At 71.2% G+C, this 17,702-nt stretch carries 15 protein-coding genes; 5 read left to right on the forward strand and 10 right to left on the reverse strand.

The window, feature by feature from the left end; genetic code table 11:
- Positions 1-5: 5 nt before the first annotated feature.
- The 3 genes from ACWC9R_RS06485 to ACWC9R_RS06495 are packed head-to-tail and all read right to left on the reverse strand — an operon-like array spanning position 6 to position 1,728.
- The gene (locus ACWC9R_RS06485; protein WP_450729257.1) at positions 6-737 is read right to left on the reverse strand and encodes an isocitrate lyase/PEP mutase family protein; all 732 of its coding nucleotides are present in this window, start codon (positions 735-737) and stop codon (positions 6-8) included.
- Positions 734-1,216 (reverse strand): carboxymuconolactone decarboxylase family protein, encoded by a 483-nt coding sequence (locus tag ACWC9R_RS06490; RefSeq protein ID WP_450729258.1) that lies wholly within the window; start codon positions 1,214-1,216, stop codon positions 734-736. Before ACWC9R_RS06490 ends, ACWC9R_RS06485 begins: the two co-directional genes overlap by 4 nt.
- A complete protein-coding gene (locus tag ACWC9R_RS06495) occupies positions 1,213-1,728 on the reverse strand; it encodes a carboxymuconolactone decarboxylase family protein (RefSeq protein WP_450729259.1) in 516 nt (171 codons plus the stop codon). The genes ACWC9R_RS06490 and ACWC9R_RS06495 overlap by 4 nt, the downstream gene beginning before the upstream one ends.
- Positions 1,729-1,775: 47 nt before the next feature.
- Here ACWC9R_RS06495 and pdxR point away from each other — a divergent pair, with 47 nt between their 5' ends.
- The gene (gene pdxR / locus ACWC9R_RS06500; RefSeq protein WP_450729260.1) at positions 1,776-3,242 is read left to right on the forward strand and encodes a MocR-like pyridoxine biosynthesis transcription factor PdxR; all 1,467 of its coding nucleotides are present in this window, start codon (positions 1,776-1,778) and stop codon (positions 3,240-3,242) included.
- 10 nt (positions 3,243-3,252) lie between these two features.
- On the opposite strand, the gene ACWC9R_RS06505 is transcribed toward pdxR, so the two are convergent.
- The gene (locus ACWC9R_RS06505) at positions 3,253-3,795 is read right to left on the reverse strand and encodes a GNAT family N-acetyltransferase (protein ID WP_450729261.1); all 543 of its coding nucleotides are present in this window, start codon (positions 3,793-3,795) and stop codon (positions 3,253-3,255) included.
- Between the two features lie 647 nt (positions 3,796-4,442).
- Between ACWC9R_RS06505 and ACWC9R_RS06510 the strand changes: the two genes are divergently transcribed.
- The 3 genes from ACWC9R_RS06510 (at position 4,443) to ACWC9R_RS06520 (ending at position 11,832) form a co-directional block, all read left to right on the forward strand.
- Complete coding sequence (locus ACWC9R_RS06510) at positions 4,443-10,034, forward strand: beta strand repeat-containing protein (protein ID WP_450729262.1); 5,592 nt, start codon at positions 4,443-4,445, stop codon at positions 10,032-10,034.
- Positions 10,035-10,250: 216 nt separating this feature from the next.
- On the forward strand, positions 10,251-10,625 hold the full coding sequence (locus tag ACWC9R_RS06515) for a hypothetical protein (RefSeq protein WP_450729263.1): 375 nt from the start codon (positions 10,251-10,253) through the stop codon (positions 10,623-10,625).
- Between the two features lie 16 nt (positions 10,626-10,641).
- Positions 10,642-11,832 (forward strand): glutathionylspermidine synthase family protein, encoded by a 1,191-nt coding sequence (locus ACWC9R_RS06520; RefSeq protein WP_450729264.1) that lies wholly within the window; start codon positions 10,642-10,644, stop codon positions 11,830-11,832.
- A gap of 185 nt (positions 11,833-12,017) precedes the next feature.
- On the opposite strand, the gene ACWC9R_RS06525 is transcribed toward ACWC9R_RS06520, so the two are convergent.
- The 5 genes from ACWC9R_RS06525 to ACWC9R_RS06545 all read right to left on the reverse strand — a co-directional run bounded on the left by ACWC9R_RS06525 (position 12,018) and on the right by ACWC9R_RS06545 (position 14,808).
- Positions 12,018-12,194: a hypothetical protein gene (locus ACWC9R_RS06525; RefSeq protein ID WP_176740740.1), complete on the reverse strand. Its 177-nt coding sequence runs from the start codon at positions 12,192-12,194 to the stop codon at positions 12,018-12,020.
- A gap of 461 nt (positions 12,195-12,655) precedes the next feature.
- The gene (locus ACWC9R_RS06530; RefSeq protein WP_450729265.1) at positions 12,656-13,504 is read right to left on the reverse strand and encodes a helix-turn-helix domain-containing protein; all 849 of its coding nucleotides are present in this window, start codon (positions 13,502-13,504) and stop codon (positions 12,656-12,658) included.
- Between the two features lie 3 nt (positions 13,505-13,507).
- Positions 13,508-14,026, reverse strand: coding sequence for a DUF6879 family protein (locus ACWC9R_RS06535; RefSeq protein ID WP_450729266.1), 519 nt, complete (start codon positions 14,024-14,026; stop codon positions 13,508-13,510).
- Positions 14,007-14,270, reverse strand: coding sequence for a hypothetical protein (locus ACWC9R_RS06540; protein WP_450729267.1), 264 nt, complete (start codon positions 14,268-14,270; stop codon positions 14,007-14,009). Before ACWC9R_RS06540 ends, ACWC9R_RS06535 begins: the two co-directional genes overlap by 20 nt.
- Positions 14,271-14,451: 181 nt before the next feature.
- Positions 14,452-14,808, reverse strand: coding sequence for a hypothetical protein (locus ACWC9R_RS06545; RefSeq protein ID WP_450729268.1), 357 nt, complete (start codon positions 14,806-14,808; stop codon positions 14,452-14,454).
- Positions 14,809-14,998: 190 nt separating this feature from the next.
- On the opposite strand from ACWC9R_RS06545, the gene ACWC9R_RS06550 reads away from it, so the two are divergent.
- Positions 14,999-16,354, forward strand: a complete 1,356-nt coding sequence (locus tag ACWC9R_RS06550) for a tetratricopeptide repeat protein (RefSeq protein ID WP_450729269.1) — start codon at positions 14,999-15,001, stop codon at positions 16,352-16,354.
- A gap of 22 nt (positions 16,355-16,376) precedes the next feature.
- Here ACWC9R_RS06550 and rocD read toward each other — a convergent pair whose 3' ends face one another.
- Complete coding sequence (gene rocD, locus ACWC9R_RS06555) at positions 16,377-17,582, reverse strand: ornithine--oxo-acid transaminase (protein WP_450729270.1); 1,206 nt, start codon at positions 17,580-17,582, stop codon at positions 16,377-16,379.
- Positions 17,583-17,702: the final 120 nt, after the last annotated feature.

Raw genomic sequence — 17,702 nt, forward strand, 5'->3', positions numbered from 1 at the left:
CCGCCCTACCGCTCCCCTCCCAGCTCCTCCCGCAGCCGCTCCGCGATCTCCGCCAGGGCCGCCGTCGCCCGGTGCTGGAGTCCCGGCCCGAAGGTGACCCGGGAAGCGCCCAGGGTGCCGAGGGCGCGGGGAGCGGGGCCGTCCGGGGTCACCACGGCGTTGAGGGGGAGGCCGATGGCGGCGGAGAGGGCGGCGAGCCGGGGCGGCGGGGCGAGGATCGGGTAGACGCAGTCGGCGCCGGCGGCGGCGTACAGGCGGCCGCGGCGGATCGTCTCCTCGCTGTCCGGGGCGCCGTGCAGGTAGGTGTCGATCCGGGCGTTGAGCACCAGGGCGTCGCCCGCCTCGGCGCGTACCTCGGCCAGCCAGTCGGCCTGCCGCTGCGCGTCCCGGAGGGTGCCGGTGGCGTGGTCGGTGTCCTCCAGGTTGCAGCCCACGGCGCCGGCGTCCGCGAGCCGGCCCACCAACTCCCGTGCGGACAGGCCGTATCCGGCCTCCACATCCGCCGAGACCGGGATGCCGACGGCCCGGACGATGCGGGCGACGGCGGCGAACATCTCGTCGGGCGGGGTCGCGCCGTCCGCGTAGCCGAGGGAGGCCGCGATGCCCGCGCTGGGCGTGGCGAGCGCGGTGAACCCGGCATCGGCGAACACCGCGGCACTGGCGGCGTCCCAGGGGCCGGGGAGCACGAGCGGCAGATCCGGCCCGTGGTGGAGGGCGCGCAGTTCCGCGGCCGTCACAGGGCATCACCCACCGGGGTACGGGACGCGGTGTTGATCCGGTTCCAGGAGTTGATGGCGGTGATCAGGGCGAGGAGATGGGCGAGTTGGACGTCGTCGAAGTGCACCGCCGCCCGGTCGTACACCGCGTCCGGGACGCCACCCCGCGCCACCAGGGTCACCGCCTCGGTGAGGGCGAGGGCGGCCTGTTCCTGCTCGGTGTAGAGGCCGGGGGCCTCCTCCCAGGCGTTCAGGAGGTGGCGGCGCTGCTCGGTCTCGCCGGCCCGGCGGGCCTCCGTGACGTGCATGTCGAGGCAGAACGCGCAGTGGTTGAGCTGGGAGGCCCGGAGGAGGACGAGTTCGGCCAGGACCGGGTCGAGGTGCTTCTTGGCGGCCCGGGTCAGCGCCAGCAGCGGGGCGTGGATCTCGGGCGCGAGCCGGTAGAAGGGCAGCCGGGGGCCGGTCGGGGGGACCTGGGGAGCGGTCTCGGTCGTGGTCATGCGCGGCCCGGGGTCATGCGGGTGGCGACGCCGAAGCGGTTCCAGGCGTTGATGGTGGTGATCAGGGCGATGAGGCGGGCGAGTCGGGCGTCGTCGAAGTGGGCCGCGGCGCGGTCGTACACGGCGTCCGGCACGAAGCCCTCGGTGAGCAGGGTGATCGCCTCGGTGAGGGCGAGGGCGGCCTGTTCCTGCTCGGTGTAGTGGCCGGGGGCCTCCTCCCAGGCGTTCAGGAGGTAGATCCGCTGCTCGGTCTCGCCGGCCGTGCGGGCGTCCTTGATGTGCATGTCGAGGCAGAACGCGCAGTGGTTGAGCTGGGAGGCACGGATCTTGACCAGCTCGACCAGCGCCGGGTCGAGGCCCTGCTTCGCCGCCGCGTCCAGCGCGATCATGGCCTGGTAGACCTCCGGGGCGAGCTGGGCCCACCGCAGCCGGGGGCCGTGCCGGTGGGTGGCCCCGGCCGGTGTCCCGGAGTCGTGGGCGGGTGTGGTCCGTGCAGTTGGTGCGGTCGTCATGCGGATGACGCTACGGCGGAAGTGGCGCAGCTGTATGGTCCACTTTCATGGAGAATTCCTGGGCCACTTTCGGGCGCGACCTGCACCTCGACCTCACCGGCCCCGGCGGGCTGCGGGCCGCGCTGCTGCGGGCCCTGCGGGACGCCGTACGGTCCGGGCGGCTGGCCCCCGGCACCCGGCTGCCGTCCTCCCGTTCGCTCGCCGCCGACCTCGGCATCGCCCGCAACACCGTCGCCGACGCCTACGCCGAACTCGTCGCCGAGGGCTGGCTCAGCGCCCGCCAGGGCTCCGGCACCCGCGTCGCGTGGGGGCCCCTGCCGGGCGGCGTCCGCGGCAGGGACCTGCCCCGCACCCCGCCCGCCGCCCCCCGCACCCCGGACCCGCCCGGCCCCGCCGGGCGCCCCCGCTTCGACCTCACCCCCGGCACCCCCGATGTCTCCGCCTTCCCCCGCACCGCCTGGCTCGCCGCCGCCCGCCGTGCGCTGACCGCCGCCCCGAGCGAGGCCTTCGGCTACGGCACCCCGAGCGGCCGCCCCGAACTCCGCGCCGTCCTCGCCGACTACCTCGCCCGCGCCCGCGGCGTCCGCGCCGACCCCGACCGCATCGTCCTCTGCGCCGGCTTCATGCAGGGGCTGGCGCTGCTCAGCCGGGCGCTGGGCGCCGGGCGGCTGGCCGTCGAGTCGTACGGCCTGGACTTCCACCGCGCCGTCGTCACCCGCGCCGGCCTGGGCACCGTCCCGCTCCCCGTGGACGCACACGGCGCCCGTACGGAGGAGCTGGCCGCGCTCGACGACGTACGGGCGGTGCTGCTCACCCCCGCCCACCAGTTCCCCACCGGCGTACCACTGCACCCCGACCGCCGCGCCGCCGCCGTCCACTGGGCGCGGGCCACCGGGGGGTTCGTCCTGGAGGACGACTACGACGGGGAGTTCCGCTACGACCGCCAGCCGGTCGGCGCCCTCCAGGGACTGGACGCCGACCACGTCGTCTACATGGGCACCGCGAGCAAGAGCCTCGCCCCCGCGCTGCGGCTGTCCTGGATGGTGCTGCCGGACCGGCTGGTCGACCCGGTGCTCGCGCTCAAGGGCACCGGTGAGTGGCAGTCCGGGGCGCTGGACCAGCTCACCCTGGCCGAGTTCCTGTCCTCGGGCGCCTACGACCGCCATCTGCGCGGGATGCGGATGCGCTACCGGCGCCGCCGCGACCAGCTGGTGGCCGCCCTGGCCGAGCGCGCGCCCCATGTGCGGGTCTCGGGCATCGCCGCCGGGTTGCACGTCGTGGTGGAACTCCCGTCCGGCACCGAGCAGTCCATCGTCCAGGCCGCCCGCCGGCAGGGCCTCGCCCTGCAGGGCCTGAGCCGCTTCCACGACCCCGCCGCCCCACCGGCCACCCGCGACGCCCTGGTGGTGGCCTACGGCACCCCGCCCGACCACTCCTTCGCCGGCGCCCTGGACGCCCTCCTCAGGGCCCTGCCACCGGAGTCGCCGGGCCGGTCGGGGGAGGCGGGGGAGTAGGGGAAGCCGGTCACAACTCCCGTACGAAGGACACCCGGTGGAGCCCCGGCCCGTCGTAGTCGCCCTGCAGCGGGACGCCGTCGTCGTCGATCCGGTCGCCCGGCTCCAGCCGGAAGCCCATCCGGGTGTGGTACGCGATGGAGTTGCGGTTGTTGGGGCTGGTGATGCAGCGGACCTGGGTGCGGCCGGCCGCGCGGGCGGCGGCGAAGAAGCGCTCGTAGAGGGCGCTGCCGATCCCGGCCCGCCGGCCTTCCGGGCACACGCCCACGAAGTGGAGGTACGCGGCCCCGGGGTCCGTCTGGGACAGGAAGCCGATCAGGAAGGCGTGCAGGGTGTGGTCGGGCCGCTCGACCCAGAAGCTGGTGTCGGCGAAGTGCTGGAGGAAGAGGCGCGGTACGAGCAACTGGCGTTGCTGTGCGCCCGCTTCCCCGCCCAGGCCGTCCCACCAGCCGGCGAGGGCCTGCTGCAGCCGTGGGTGGTCCGCGGGTACCGGGTGGCGCAAGGCCAGAGGTCCGGGCAGCTGTTCCAGAACCCGGGTGGTGTGCTCCGTCATGGTCCGGCTCCTCCTGTCCGAGGGGGTGACCGGGACCCCCTGCGCCCCGGCCGTGCGTTGGCCAGCGTAGACGGCGGCCGGTCCGCCGACTGGCGAGAAGTCGCCGTCGTCACGCCAACTTCCCTGCAAGGGAGGTTGGTTGAGGAGGCGGAGGGGCAGTTGTCGGTTCACCGGCCGAGCGCCGGAAACGCGTTGCGATAGCGAATTCGATGAAGTGGGCTGGCGCCCCCGGCGGTCCCGGCCCGCGCCCGTCCGGCGCCCAACCGCGCGGTTGTGCAACGGCGTTGAGGGTGGTGCCGGGGCCGCTCGCGGTGGTGTCCCGTACTGACCGCGCGTCACCGGTGCCGACCTCTGTCACATCCGCGCCCTGCGGCGCGCGCCCCGCCGTGTCGTGGGCGCCACTGCGCGCTGCGCCATTCAGGGTAAATGGGTGTGACGCCTATGGCGTGGCGGCCCGATCGGCGCGCCTACTGATGCTATCGACCGGCGGGTTGCCTACCTGGCGGAGGACATTGGTATGCAGATGCGAACCCCGTCGGCTGTCATTACCGTGCCCGCGCCCAGGTTGATGCCCACTTCCCGCAGCGCCACGAGCTCCGCGGGGAGCCGAACGGCCCGCCAACATCCAGCAACCGGAGGGCCATAGCATGGCACCCACCTTTACCTTGACGTCCGCAGCGCCGAATCCGGCTGCCTTCGGGCAGCCGGTCACCTTGACCGCCACCGTCATTCCGCTGGGCCTGGGAACACCCACCGGCACCGTGACCTTCGTCGTCGCCGGCGGCCCCACCCTGACGGCCCCGCTCATCGGTGGCGTCGCCACCGTCACCACAAGCAGTATCCCCGTCGGTTTTCATACCTTCACCGCGAACTACAACGGCAGCCCGCAGTTCTCACCGTCCAGCGGCGTCGGGTCCATCACGGTGGTCAAGGCATCGACCACCACCGTGGTCACCTCGTCGCCGGACCCGTCGAACTTCGGACAGACGGTCTCCATCACCGCCACCGTCACACCGGTCGCGCCCGGCGCGGGCACCCCGACCGGCACGGTCACCTTCGTCATCGCCGGCGGCGGGGGCGGCACCCTGACCGCCCCGCTCTCCGGCGGCTCGGCGACCGTCACCACCAGCACGCTCACCCCCGGCACGCACCTCATCACGGCCACGTACAACGGCAACGCGCAGTTCAACGCGTCGTCCGACACCGACACGCAGACGGTGCAGCAGGTCCTGACGCCGACGACCACCACGGTCACCTCGTCCCCCGACCCGTCGGTCTTCGGGCAGCCGGTGACCTTCACGGCCACCGTCGCCCCCGTCCCGCCCGGTTCGGGCACCCCGACCGGCACGGTGACCTTCGTCATCAGCGGCGGCCCGACGCTGACCGCGACCCTCTCGGGCGGCACGGCGAGCGTCACCACCAGCAGCCTCGGCGTGGGCCCCCACACCGTGACCGCGACCTACAGCGGCAGCGGCAGTTTCGCGTCATCGAGCGGTACGGACACCCAGACGGTCATCAAGGCCTCGACGACCACCACCGTCACCTCGGCGCCGGACCCCTCGGCGGTCGGCCAGTCGGTGACCTTCACCGCCGTGGTCGCGCCGGTGGCACCGGGCGCGGGCACCCCGACCGGCACGGTCACCTTCGTCATCACGGGCGGCCCGACGCTGACCGCCACGCTGTCCGGGGGGACCGCGAGCGTCAGCACCAGCGCCCTGTCGGCCGGTACGCATGTGGTCACCGCGACCTACAGCGGCGACGCCGGCTTCAACGGCTCCGTCGGCACGGACACCCATACGGTGGCCCAGGCGGCGACGACCACCACGGTCACCTCGGCGCCGGACCCGTCGGTGGTCGGGCAGACGGTGACGTTCACAGCGACGGTGGCACCGGTGGCGCCGGCCTCGGGGACGCCCACGGGCACCGTCACCTTCGTCATCAGCGGTGGTCCGACCCTGACCGGGACGTTGTCGGGCGGGGTGGCGAGCGTCAGCACCAGCGCGCTGAGCGCCGGTACGCACACGGTGACCGCGACCTACAGCGGTGACGCCAACTTCACCTCGTCGGTCGGTACGGACACCCACACCGTGGGCCAGGCGTCGACGACGACCACGGTCACGTCATCGCCGGACCCCTCGGTGGTCGGCCAGTCCGTGACGTTCACGGCGACGGTCGCCCCGGTGGCGCCGGGTGCGGGGACGCCGACCGGCACGGTCACCTTCGTCATCTCCGGCGGTCCGACGCTGACCGGGACGTTGTCGGGCGGGGTGGCGAGCGTCAGCACCAGTGCCCTGGGCGTCGGTTCGCACACGGTCACGGCGACCTACAGCGGTGACGCGAACTTCGCCTCGTCGGTCGGCACCGACACCCACACCGTCAACCAGGCGGCGACCACCACCACCGTCACCTCGTTCCCCGACCCCTCCGTGGTGGGCCAGACGGTCAACTTCACCGCCTTCGTCGGGCCGGTGTTCCCGGCCGGCGGCATCCCGACCGGAACCGTCAGCTTCGTCATCACCGACGGGGTCACCACGGTGACCCTCACCGGCACCCTCGACGGCGCCGGCGTCGCGACCGTCAGCACCAACGGACTGGTCACGGCGGGCACTTACACCGTCACCGCGACCTACAGCGGCGACGCGAACTACTCCGGCTCCAGTGACACCGACACCCAGACCGTCCTCCAGGCCGCGACGACCACGACGGTCACCTCGGCTCCGGACCCGTCGGTGGTCGGCCAGTCGGTGACGTTCACGGCCACCGTGGCGCCGGTCGCGCCGGGTGCGGGGACGCCGACCGGCACGGTCACCTTCGTCATCTCCGGCGGTCCGACCCTGACCGGGACGCTGTCGGGAGGGGTGGCGAGTGTCAGTACCAGCGCGCTGAGCGCCGGTACGCACATCGTGACCGCGACCTACAGCGGTGACGCCAACTTCATCTCGTCGGTCGGCACCGACACCCACACCGTGGGCCAGGCGGCGACGACGACCACGGTCACCTCGGCTCCGGACCCGTCGGTGGTCGGCCAGTCCGTGACGTTCACGGCCACCGTGGCGCCGGTCGCGCCGGGTGCGGGCACGCCCACCGGCACGGTCACCTTCGTCATCTCCGGTGGCCCGACCCTGACCGGGACGTTGTCCGGCGGGGTGGCGAGCGTCAGCACCAGCGCCCTGGGCGCCGGTACGCACACGGTCACGGCGACCTACAGCGGCGACGCCAACTTCACCTCGTCGGTCGGCACCGACACCCAGACCGTCAACCAGGCGGCGACCACCACCACCGTCACCTCCACACCGGACCCCTCGGTCGTGGGAGAGCCGGTGACGTTCACGGCCACCGTGGCACCGGTCGCGCCGGGTGCGGGCAACCCGAGCGGGACGGTGACGTTCGTCGCGACCGACGGGGTCACCACGGTGACGCTGACCGGCACCCTCGTCGCCGGTACCACCAGCGTCACCACCAGCGGCCTGGTGACGGCCGGGGTCTACACCGTCACCGCGACCTACAGCGGCGACGCGGACTTCACCTCGTCGGTCGGCACCGACACCCAGACGGTGGGCCAGGCCTCGACGACCACGACCCTGACCTCGGCTCCGGACCCCTCGGTGTTCGGGGAGACGGTGACCTTCACGGCCACCGTGACAGCGGTGGCGCCGGGTGCGGGTGTCCCGACCGGGACGGTGACCTTCGTCGTCACGGGTGGCCCGACGCTGACCGGCACGCTGTCCGGCGGGGTCGCCACCGTCAGCACCAACGCGGTGCCCGTCGGTACCTCCACCGTCACGGCGACGTACAGCGGTGACGCCAACTTCAGCGGTTCGTCCGACACGGACACCCAGACGGTGGTCCAGTCGCTGACGACCACGACGGTGACCTCGTCGCCGGACCCCTCGGTGGTCGGTGAGCCGGTGACGTTCACCGCGACGGTCGCTCCGGTGGCGCCGGGCGCGGGTACCCCCACGGGCACGGTCACGTTCGTGGCCACCAACGGGGTGACGACCGTGACGCTTACCGGCACGTTGAGCGGCGGCACGACCAGTGTCACCACCAGTGGGCTGGTGACGGCAGGCGCCTATGTGGTCACGGCGACCTACAGCGGCGACGGGAACTTCACCTCGTCGGTCGGCACGGACACCCAGACGGTGGGCCAGGCGTCGACGACCACGACGGTGACCTCGACCCCCGATCCGTCGGTGGTCGGTGAGCCGGTGACGTTCACGGCCACCGTGACTCCGGTGGCGCCGGGCGCGGGGACGCCCACGGGCACGGTCATCTTCCTCGCCACCAACGGGGTCACCACGGTGACGCTGACCGGAACGCTGAGCGGCGGCACGACCAGTGTCACCACCAGCGGGCTGGTGACCGCGGGGGCCTACACCGTCACCGCGACCTACAGCGGCGACGCCAACTACAGCGGTTCCACGGGTACGGACACCCAGACGGTGGGCCAGGCGTCGACGACCACGACGGTGACCTCGTCGCCGGACCCGTCGGTGGTCGGTGAGCCGGTGACGTTCACGGCGACCGTCGCGCCGGTGGCGCCCGGTACGGGCACCCCGACCGGCACGGTCACGTTCCTCGCCACCGACGGGGTCACCACGGTGACCCTGACCGGCACGCTGAGCGGCGGCACGACCAGTGTCACCACCAGCGGGCTGGTGACCGCGGGGGCCTACACCGTCACCGCGACCTACAGCGGCGACGCCAACTACAGCGGTTCCACGGGTACGGACACCCAGACGGTGGGCCAGGCGTCGACGACCACGACCGTGACCTCGTCGCCGGACCCCTCGGTGGTCGGTGAGTCGGTGACGTTCACGGCCACTGTCGCGCCGGTGGCGCCCGGTACGGGCATCCCGACCGGCACGGTCACGTTCCTCGCCACCGACGGGGTCACCACGGTGACCCTGACCGGCACCCTCAGCGGCGGCACCACCAGCGTGAGCACCAACGGGCTGGTCACCGCGGGGGCTTACACCGTCACGGCGACCTACGGCGGTGACGGAAGCTTCACCGGTTCCACCGGCTCGGACACCCACACCGTGGGCCAGGCGGCGACCACGACCACCGTCACCACCACTCCGGACCCGTCCGGGGCCGGCGCTCCGGTGACCTTCACGGCGACGGTGACGCCGGTCGGGCCGGGTGCGGGTACGCCGTCCGGCACGGTCACGTTCCTCGCCACCGACGGGGTCACCACGGTGACGCTGACCGGCACGCTGACCGGGGGCACCACCAGTGTCACCACCAGCGGGCTGGTGACCGCGGGGGCCTACACCGTCACCGCCACCTACGGAGGCGACGCCAACTTCCTCGGCTCCACCGGCGCGGACACCCACGTCGTGACCCAGGGGGCGACGACCACCACGGTGACCTCGGCCCCGGACCCGTCGGTGTTCGGGGAGACGGTCACCTTCACGGCCGTCGTCGCTCCGGTCGCACCGGCCACGGGCACCCCGACCGGGACGGTGACCTTCGTCGTCACCGGCGGCCCGACGCTGACCGCCACCCTCTCCGGCGGCACGGCAACCGCCACCACCAGTGCGGTGGGGGTGGGAACCTCCCCGGTCACGGCCACCTACAGCGGAGACACCAACTTCAGCGGCTCCAGCGGCACGGACACCCAGACGGTGGCCCAGGCGGCGACGACCACCACGGTGACCTCGGCTCCGGACCCGTCGGTGTTCGGGGAGACGGTCACCATCACGGCCACGGTCGCGCCGGTGGCACCCGGCTCCGGCACGGTCACCGGCACGGTGACCTTCACCATCGACGGTGCGGGCGGCGGAACGCAGACCGCCACTGTCTCCGGGGGCGTGGCCACCATCACCACCAGCACCCTGGAAGCCGGTCCGCACAACGTCTTCGCCCTCTACAGCGGTGACGCCAACTTCACCGGTTCCACCGGCACCGACATCCACACGGTCAGCCAGAGCGCGACCACCATGACCGTCACCTCGTTCCCCGACCCGTCCAACGCCGGTGACACGGTGGCGTTCCTGGCCTTCGTGCAGCCCGTGGCGCCCGGCGTCGGCGTCCCGACCGGCACGGTCACCTTCACCGTCACCGACGGCGTGACCACCGTGACGCTGACCGGCACGCTCGACGGCGACGGCGTCGCCGCCGCCAGCTCGCCGCTGGCCACGGCCGGCGTCTACACCGTCACAGGCGTCTACGCCGGTGACACCAACTTCACCGGCTCCACCGACTCCGACACCCAGACCGTCCTCGGCGCCTGACGCGCCCGCCCCTGCCCGCCGCGCCGGGCCGCCCTCTCGGAGGGCGGCCCGGCGCCCGACTGCTGTCCACCTGCCGCCGTCCGCCCCCTTCGTGCGGGTCCGTCACCGATGCCCGGGGCGCCGTCGCCGAGCAGGCCGTACCGCGTTGTCACCGGCCCACGGGCGCCGTCTACGCTGTCCGTGCTCAGACAAATATCCACGGGGGAAAGGTGAATCATGGCCGAGAAGGCACGCCGGAGGCTGCGGTCCAGCACGGTGATCCTGGGAGGCATGGGCGCGCTCGCCGCCGCCCTGACGTCCTGCGGCTCCGAGCCCGACAAGCGCTGCGTCGACCGCAACAGCTACGACACGGTCAAGGGCTACCGCATCGTCGACTCCAAGAACTGCTCGGCGAGCGGCAGTTCCTCCTCCGGGAGCAGCGGCACCGGCAGCGGCGGCCGCGGCGCGAAGCGCGTCGACGCCGGCTGGTACTACGACCCGTCCAACAAGGGCGGCTCGTACGCCGACAGCGGCACGTTCAGCAAGAGCACGGCCGTCAACCGCGGCGGCTTCGGCTGCTCGGGCGGCCGGCACGGCTCCTCCGGCGGCTGAGCGGACACGGCACGGCATGGAACGCCACACCATCGAGCCCCGCCCCGGCTGGCAGCAGACCGTCGAGGCGCAGGGCCTGATCTACCCGCTGACCCGCTACCCGGACGACTCGCTGCGCCCCTACTGGGACGAGAGCGCGTACTACTCCTTCACGCTCCCCGAGGTCGAGGCCCTGGAGGACGTCGTCGAGGAGCTGCACGCCATGTGCCTGGCCGCGGCCGCGCACATCGTCGACCAGGACCGCTTCGCCGACCTCGGCATCGACGACCCGCGCCTGGCCGGGCTGATCGCCGAATCCTGGCGCCGCCGCGACGAACTCCCCTCCCTCTACGGGCGGTTCGACCTGCGCTACGACGGCAGCGGCCCGGCCAAGATGCTGGAGTACAACGCCGACACCCCGACCTCACTGGTCGAGGCGGCCAGCCCCCAGTGGTTCTGGATGGAGGAGCGCTTTCCCGGCGCCGACCAGTGGAACTCCCTCCACGAGCGGCTGGTGGCGGCCTGGAAGCGGCAGGCCCCGCTGCTGCCGCCCGGCGCACCGGTGCACTTCGCGCACTCGGCGGGCGACGAACTCGGCGAGGACCTGATGACCGTCGCCTATCTGGAGGAGACGGCACAGCAGGCGGGACTGGAGACCGTCGCCCTCTCGGTGGAGGACATCGGCTGGGACCGCCTCTCGGGCCGCTTCGTCGACCAGCGACTGCGCTTCATGCGGGCCTGCTTCAAGCTCTACCCGTGGGAGTGGCTGGCCACCGACGAGTTCGGCCCGCACGTCCTGGACACCCTCGACAACGGCGGCGGCACGGGCTCCACCCTCTGGATCGAGCCCGCCTGGAAGATGCTGCTCTCCAACAAGGCGCTGCTGGCGATCCTCTGGGAGCTGTATCCGGGGCATCCGAACCTGCTGCCCGCCTACCTGGACGGCCCGCGCGAACTGGCGCACACCCGCGGCTATGTGGCCAAGCCACTCCTCGGCCGCGAGGGCGCCGGAGTCACCCTGCACGACCCGGGCACCGCTCCGGTCCTGCGGGGCCCCGACGACCCTTGCTGCTACCAGGAACTGGCACCACTACCGGACTTCGACGGCAACCGCGTCGTCCTCGGCGCCTGGATCGTCGAAAACGAGGCGGCGGGCCTCGGCATCCGGGAGTCGGCGGGTCCGGTCACGGACGAGTACGCGCGGTTCTTGCCGCATGTGATCCGCTGAATCCGGCGGGGGCCGCTCGGGCGCCCCTGCGGAGCCTCAACAGGAAGCCCCGTCCGGTGGCACCGGACGGAGCTTGCGGGGGCTCCATGAGAGCCCGTCGGCGTGCGGCCGACGGACCCCGCATTACGCATCGTTACGAGTAGCGGCTGGTCCCTACTCCGGCACGCTCACCGTCGGCGTGGGGACTACTTACCGTCCCCGCCCTGCGGCTGCGGCTCGCGCGGGGCCTCCGGGGGCATGGGCCCGCCGTCGTGCCGGCCGCCGTCCGCCTCCATGTCCGCGGGGTGCCGGAACGGGACCCCGCGCCAGCCTTCGGCGTCGGGCGTCCGCGTCTCATAGGTCTCGACAGCCAAGGCGCTCATCTACCAGCCTCCTCTTTCGCAAGGGCCATGCCCGCCATACCGTTGAGGGCATGACCCATAGGGCCGCAGAGGTTCTTCCCTCTGCGGTTGGTCACCCGTCCCGGCGCTCGCCTGTCCAGGGTTCGCACGCCGGGGCGGGAATCTCCGGGCCGCTCATGACGCTTCTTCGTGCTCACGGCGGTGGCTTCGGATCTCCCGGGCGGCAGCGCATGCCACCGCCCAATCGCTCCGCTCCCGCGCCTGGCTCCGCTGGAGGTCGAGGGCGCCACATACCTTGCAGCCGGGGACCGGCTTGCCATCAAGTAGCCAGTGGTCCACAGGAAGTTCAATGGGCGGTTGGCTGTACCGAATCGGGCTGGTCATGAACCCTCCGCCTTCGTCTCACGCGTTATCTCGGTGACGACAACGCTAGAAACAGGCGAGGCCCAACACACAGCCGATTGCACGCGATTGCACAGCAATCACCTCAACGCGCCCATTGCCGATGTGATCAGCCCACGCGCCTTGGCGCCGTAAGCCGCATGGTCGGCCAGCATGGCGAACGTGTCGGCGTAGGCGCCAACTTCACTGGGCTGTGTGAGCGTGAGATGGCCCGAGATAAGCTCTACGTTGACCTGAGCCCTGTCGAAGATCCAGAACCCTTCCACCGGCATACGGGTCCGGCCGGTCCTGGCCGGGATCACTCCGAGACTCACGTTGGGCAACGTGCCGACCATCAGTAGGTGCTCAAGCTGCTCCGTCTGCGTCTCGGTGTTGCCAAGACCGTTGTGCAACACCGATTCCTCAACCAGGAAGGCGAACCGCTTCTGCCCTTCGTACAGGACCCGCTGACGGTCCATACGGGCGGCGACCGCATCGGCTACGTCATCAATAGCGACCCGCCTTCGCTGGACGGCTCGCAGGACGTCTTCCGTATAGCCGTGGGTCTGGAGCAGTCCGGGCACAAGCCATGACGCATAGCTCCGGAACCAACGGGTGCGCGTGAACAGCGGCAGCTGCTCTTCCTGCGCACGCTTGAGACCCCTCCGCTCCATCCGGCGCCAGTCGATCCACATCCCCTCGACTGCCCGCAGCGAGGCGATAAGGTCCTGCGCCTGATCCTCCGCGCTGCACGCCTGGCACCAAGCCAGAATGTCGTCAGCAGAGGGTGAGGTCTTGGCAGTGGCGATGCGGGACACCTTGGACGGGTGCCAGCCACATGCCGCAGCCAGCTGTTTACCTTCCAGCCCGGCGTCGCGGCACATCTCGCGAAGACGATCCGCGAGAACCTTCCGGGCCGCCTGGACGCTGGATGATGACGAAACTGCCATGGGTCAGACGAGCTTGTACTCCTCATGCGGCGTAGCTCGGTCCCACACCGCTTCGAATGCCGAACTGACCATATTCACCACAGCAGGTTCAGTGCACCACTCTCGATCAGCTACCTCACCGACACCGGAGAAATAGGTGAACAGCACGGAGGCCCCGTCGAACATCCACAGGTCAGTACCAGGCAGTGGAACGTCAGCAGCCCTACGTCGGGGCAGCCAGCGGACCAGCTCTCCTGCTGCCACGTTGGCGAACGTCAGATCGTGCTCATACTTGATGTAGTCGGTAACCGGCTCCGAGACGATGCGGGCTCGCCGTATGACGACTCCGCGCCTGGTGGTCTCAGTCACCAGGTCGCCCCACGCTCCCCAGTAGTCCGGCAGCTTCGCCGGGTCGTTGTCGTACCGGTGCCCTGATCTCCAACGCGCGTATTCCGGGTCATCCGGCGTGTAGATGTCCCGCATCTCCAAGTGCACCGCGGAGTGCTGCGCCCTGGCGAGCCCTTCACGTACGGGGTGCTTCACCGTCTCCAACCTCCGGTCGGGGGATGTACTGGAGCATCACGGCCGGCAGCCGGATGATCGCCTCGTGGTCCGGCACGTCCGTGGAGTGGCCGGGGATCGAACCGATCTCCTGGCACGCTGTGACCTCGTCGTCTGTGGCCTTGTAGGACTGGATCAGCAGATCTCCGCTGTCCTTGTCGAGCCAGATGGTTGGAGAGTCGTCAACTGGCGTGTTCGGGATGATCCCTAAGAAACGCAGCTGCATGCCGTCCTCCCCTGTCGACGTGATTGCGCCTGATTGCACGACCATCACCCTGCCGGGACAGGCCGTCAAGAGGGCATTGGAGCCAAGCGGAACCAGCCCAGGAACGACCGCCGCCCCCGCAGCTTCCCGCCGGCTGGGCTCGTCCCGCCGGTGCCGCGGCGTGCGCGGTCAGTGCCCCGCCTCATCCGAACGACTCCGCCGGAAGCCGGGGCCCGTCGCCGTCGGCGTCGTCCGGGGCGTCGTGGCCGAGGGCGGTCAGGCGCCCGCCCCGGCTCTTGGCCACCCGGCGCACATCGGCGAGGCTTGCGGTCAATTCAACGGCCAGTAGGTGCAGTTCACCGGGCGTCCACGCCCGTGCGGCAAGCACTCGGCGGGCCTCGTCGATGAGATCGTCGGCCGAACTGAGCTGCTCCTCCTCCATCCGGTCGGCGATGCGGGAGACGTATCCGGTCCCGTCTCCCGCCAGGAAGCACGGTTTCCCGTCCGGGCCGGTCCACGGCAGCAGCCGGACGAAGACCCTCGCTGTAGCGTCGGGCATGTCGTCACTCCCTTGCAGTTGGTGGCCACGCCCCCGGGCCGTCCACCACGGTCGCGGGGGTCCTCTCCGTCTTGCGAGGAGGGCCTTCCTCGCTCTGGGCAACCGGTCCGCTACGCCCAGCGGTACGGTGGCGGTGGAAGCGGCTTTTAAGAGCTTTAAGCGCTCGCGCACATCGGGGAGTTGAGGGCTAGTGGGCACTCGGGAACCGAACCGGCACCTGGAACGGCTCTATCGGCAGACCGGCTGGACGCTGCGGCAGTTCGTCCAGGCCGTGAACCGCATCGGCACCGAGCGGGGAACCCCGCTCAAGTACCGCGAGCCGTCGGCCCATCAGTGGTGCCAGGGGCACCTGCCGAAGGAGCAGGCCAGACCGCTGATCGTGGAGGCCCTGGCGCGGAAGCTGGGACGTCCGGTCACGCATGCCGAGGCCGGATTTCCCGCACCGGTCAGTAGCTCGTACGCCACTCCGAGCGCGGTGGAAGGGCTGATCGATCTCGGTAGGGGAGACATGGACCCCTCACGTCGCAGCGTTCTCGGTATAGGGCTCTTTTCCGTTGCGCTGACCGTGCCCAATTGGCCGGACGTGGTGGGGCGAATGGAAGCCGTTCAAACCGGCCGAACTCCGCGCATCGGCATGCCAGAGGTCGACATGGTCATTGCCATGACCGAACGGGTCTCGGAACTGGATGACCAATTCGGCGGACGGCACGCTCGCCCGATGGCGGCGGCCTTTCTCGTCAATACGGTGGCTCCGTACCTACGGGCCGAGGCGCCCGAATCGGTGCGCAAGGCAATGCTGTCGGCAGCCTCCGACCTGTGCTATCTCACCGGATACATGGCTGTGGACGAGGGGGTGGAGGGACTGGGGCAGAAGTACTACCTGAAGGCATTGGAACTGGCCGGAGCCTCTGAGGACCACCTCACGTATTGCACGACACTGCGGGGTATGAGCGTGCAGGCAGTTGACCTGGGGCACGGTCGTGAAGCCATGCGACTGGCCGATGCCGCCGCCGCTGCCTCTCCGCACGCGGGTCCCCGTATGCTCGCCTTTCTTGCGGGCCAGCAGGCACATGCCGCTGCGCAAACAGGAGACCGCCACAAGGCCCTGGCCCATCTCAACGAGGCCGAAATCTCCATGGAAAAGGCCGAGGCGCGAGCGAAAGCCTTTGGGTCCTATGACCCCTCGTCTCTGCACTACCACATCAGCCACGTTCGCCACGAGCTGGGAGATCTTCCCGGAGCCGTTGCGGCGATGCGGGAATCGGACAGGTTGTGTTACGACATCTACCGCCGGTCCCGGGTGAAGGAACGGGCCACCCTCGCCGAGTTCCAACTTGAGGTGGGGCACCTGGAAGCGGCCTGTGCGACATGGAATGAAGCGCTGGACGAATATCCCCTGGTGCAAAGCGGGAGGGTCGACCGGCGCGTGGGGAAGATGTTCAACCTCATCCGCCCCCACCTCAAGAACCACGCCGCCCGGGAACTCCACGAACGTGCCCGGCTCGTCACCCCGGCCTCACTCCAGGCCCGGCCAGGCCACGCCTAGGAGGTCGGGGCGCGCCGCACCCCTACCCCTCCAGCACCCCCCGCAGCCGCCCCAGCCCCCAGTCCAGGTCCTCCTTGCTGATGACCAGTGGCGGTGCGAGGCGGATCGTTGAGCCGTGGGTGTCCTTGACCAGGACTCCGCGGGCCATCAGCTGCTCGGAGATCTGCCGGCCCGTGCCGCGTGACGGGTTGATGTCCACCCCGGCCCACAGCCCGCGGCCGCGCACCGCGTCCACCGCGCCGCCGGCCAGCAGCTGTCCCAGTTCGCTGTGCAGATGCTCGCCCAGTTCCAGGGCCTGCTGCTGGAACTCGCCGGTCCGCAGCATCGCGATGACCTCCAGTGCCACCGCGCAGGCGAGCGGGTTCCCGCCGAACGTCGAGCCGTGCTCGCCGGGCGCGTACACCCCGAGCACCTCACGGGACGACACCACCGCCGACACCGGCACCACACCGCCGCCCAGCGCCTTGCCCAGCACGTACATGTCGGGCACCACGCCCTCGTGCTCACAGGCGAAGGTCCGGCCGGTGCGGCCCAGCCCGGACTGGATCTCGTCGGCGATGAACAGCACGTTCCGGCTGCGGGTCAGCTCCCGTACGCCCGGCAGATAGCCCGGCGGCGGTACCAGCACGCCCGCCTCGCCCTGGACCGGCTCCAGCAGTACCGCGACCGTGTCGGCGTCGACGGCGGCCTCCAGGGCGGCGAGGTCGCCGTACGGGACGATCTCGAAGCCGGGGGTGTACGGGCCGAAGCCGGCGCGCGCCTCGGGGTCGGTGGAGAAGGAGACGATGGTGGTCGTCCGGCCGTGGAAGTTGTTGTCGGCGACGATGATCTTCGCCCGCCCGTCCGGTACACCCTTGACCTGGTAGCCCCACTTACGGGCCGTCTTCACCGCCGTCTCGACCGCCTCGGCGCCGGTGTTCATCGGGAGCACCAGCTCCATCCCGCACAGCTCCGCCAACTGGGTGCAGAAGTCGGCGAACCGGTCGTGGTGGAAGGCGCGTGAGGTGAGCGTGACCCGCTCCAGCTGGGCCCTGGCCGCGTCGAGCAGCCGGCGGTTGCCGTGCCCGAAGTTCAGCGCGGAGTACCCGGCGAGCATGTCGAGGTAGCGGCGGCCGGTCACATCCGTCACCCAGGCACCCTCGGCGGTGGCCACGACGACGGGCAGCGGGTGGTAGTTGTGCGCGCTGTGGGCTTCGGCGGCGGCGATATAGCGTTCCGTGGACGTCACCGGTGGCTCCGTTCGGTAGGCCGTGCGGGGCGCGGGCCCTGCCGCGTCCCTCTCCATTGTCGCGCCCGCCCGGACCGCCCGGCCTGCGAAGATCCGCCGGACAGGGCCCCGCGGGTGTCC

It is taken from the genome of Streptomyces sp. NPDC001219, assembly GCF_053597915.1.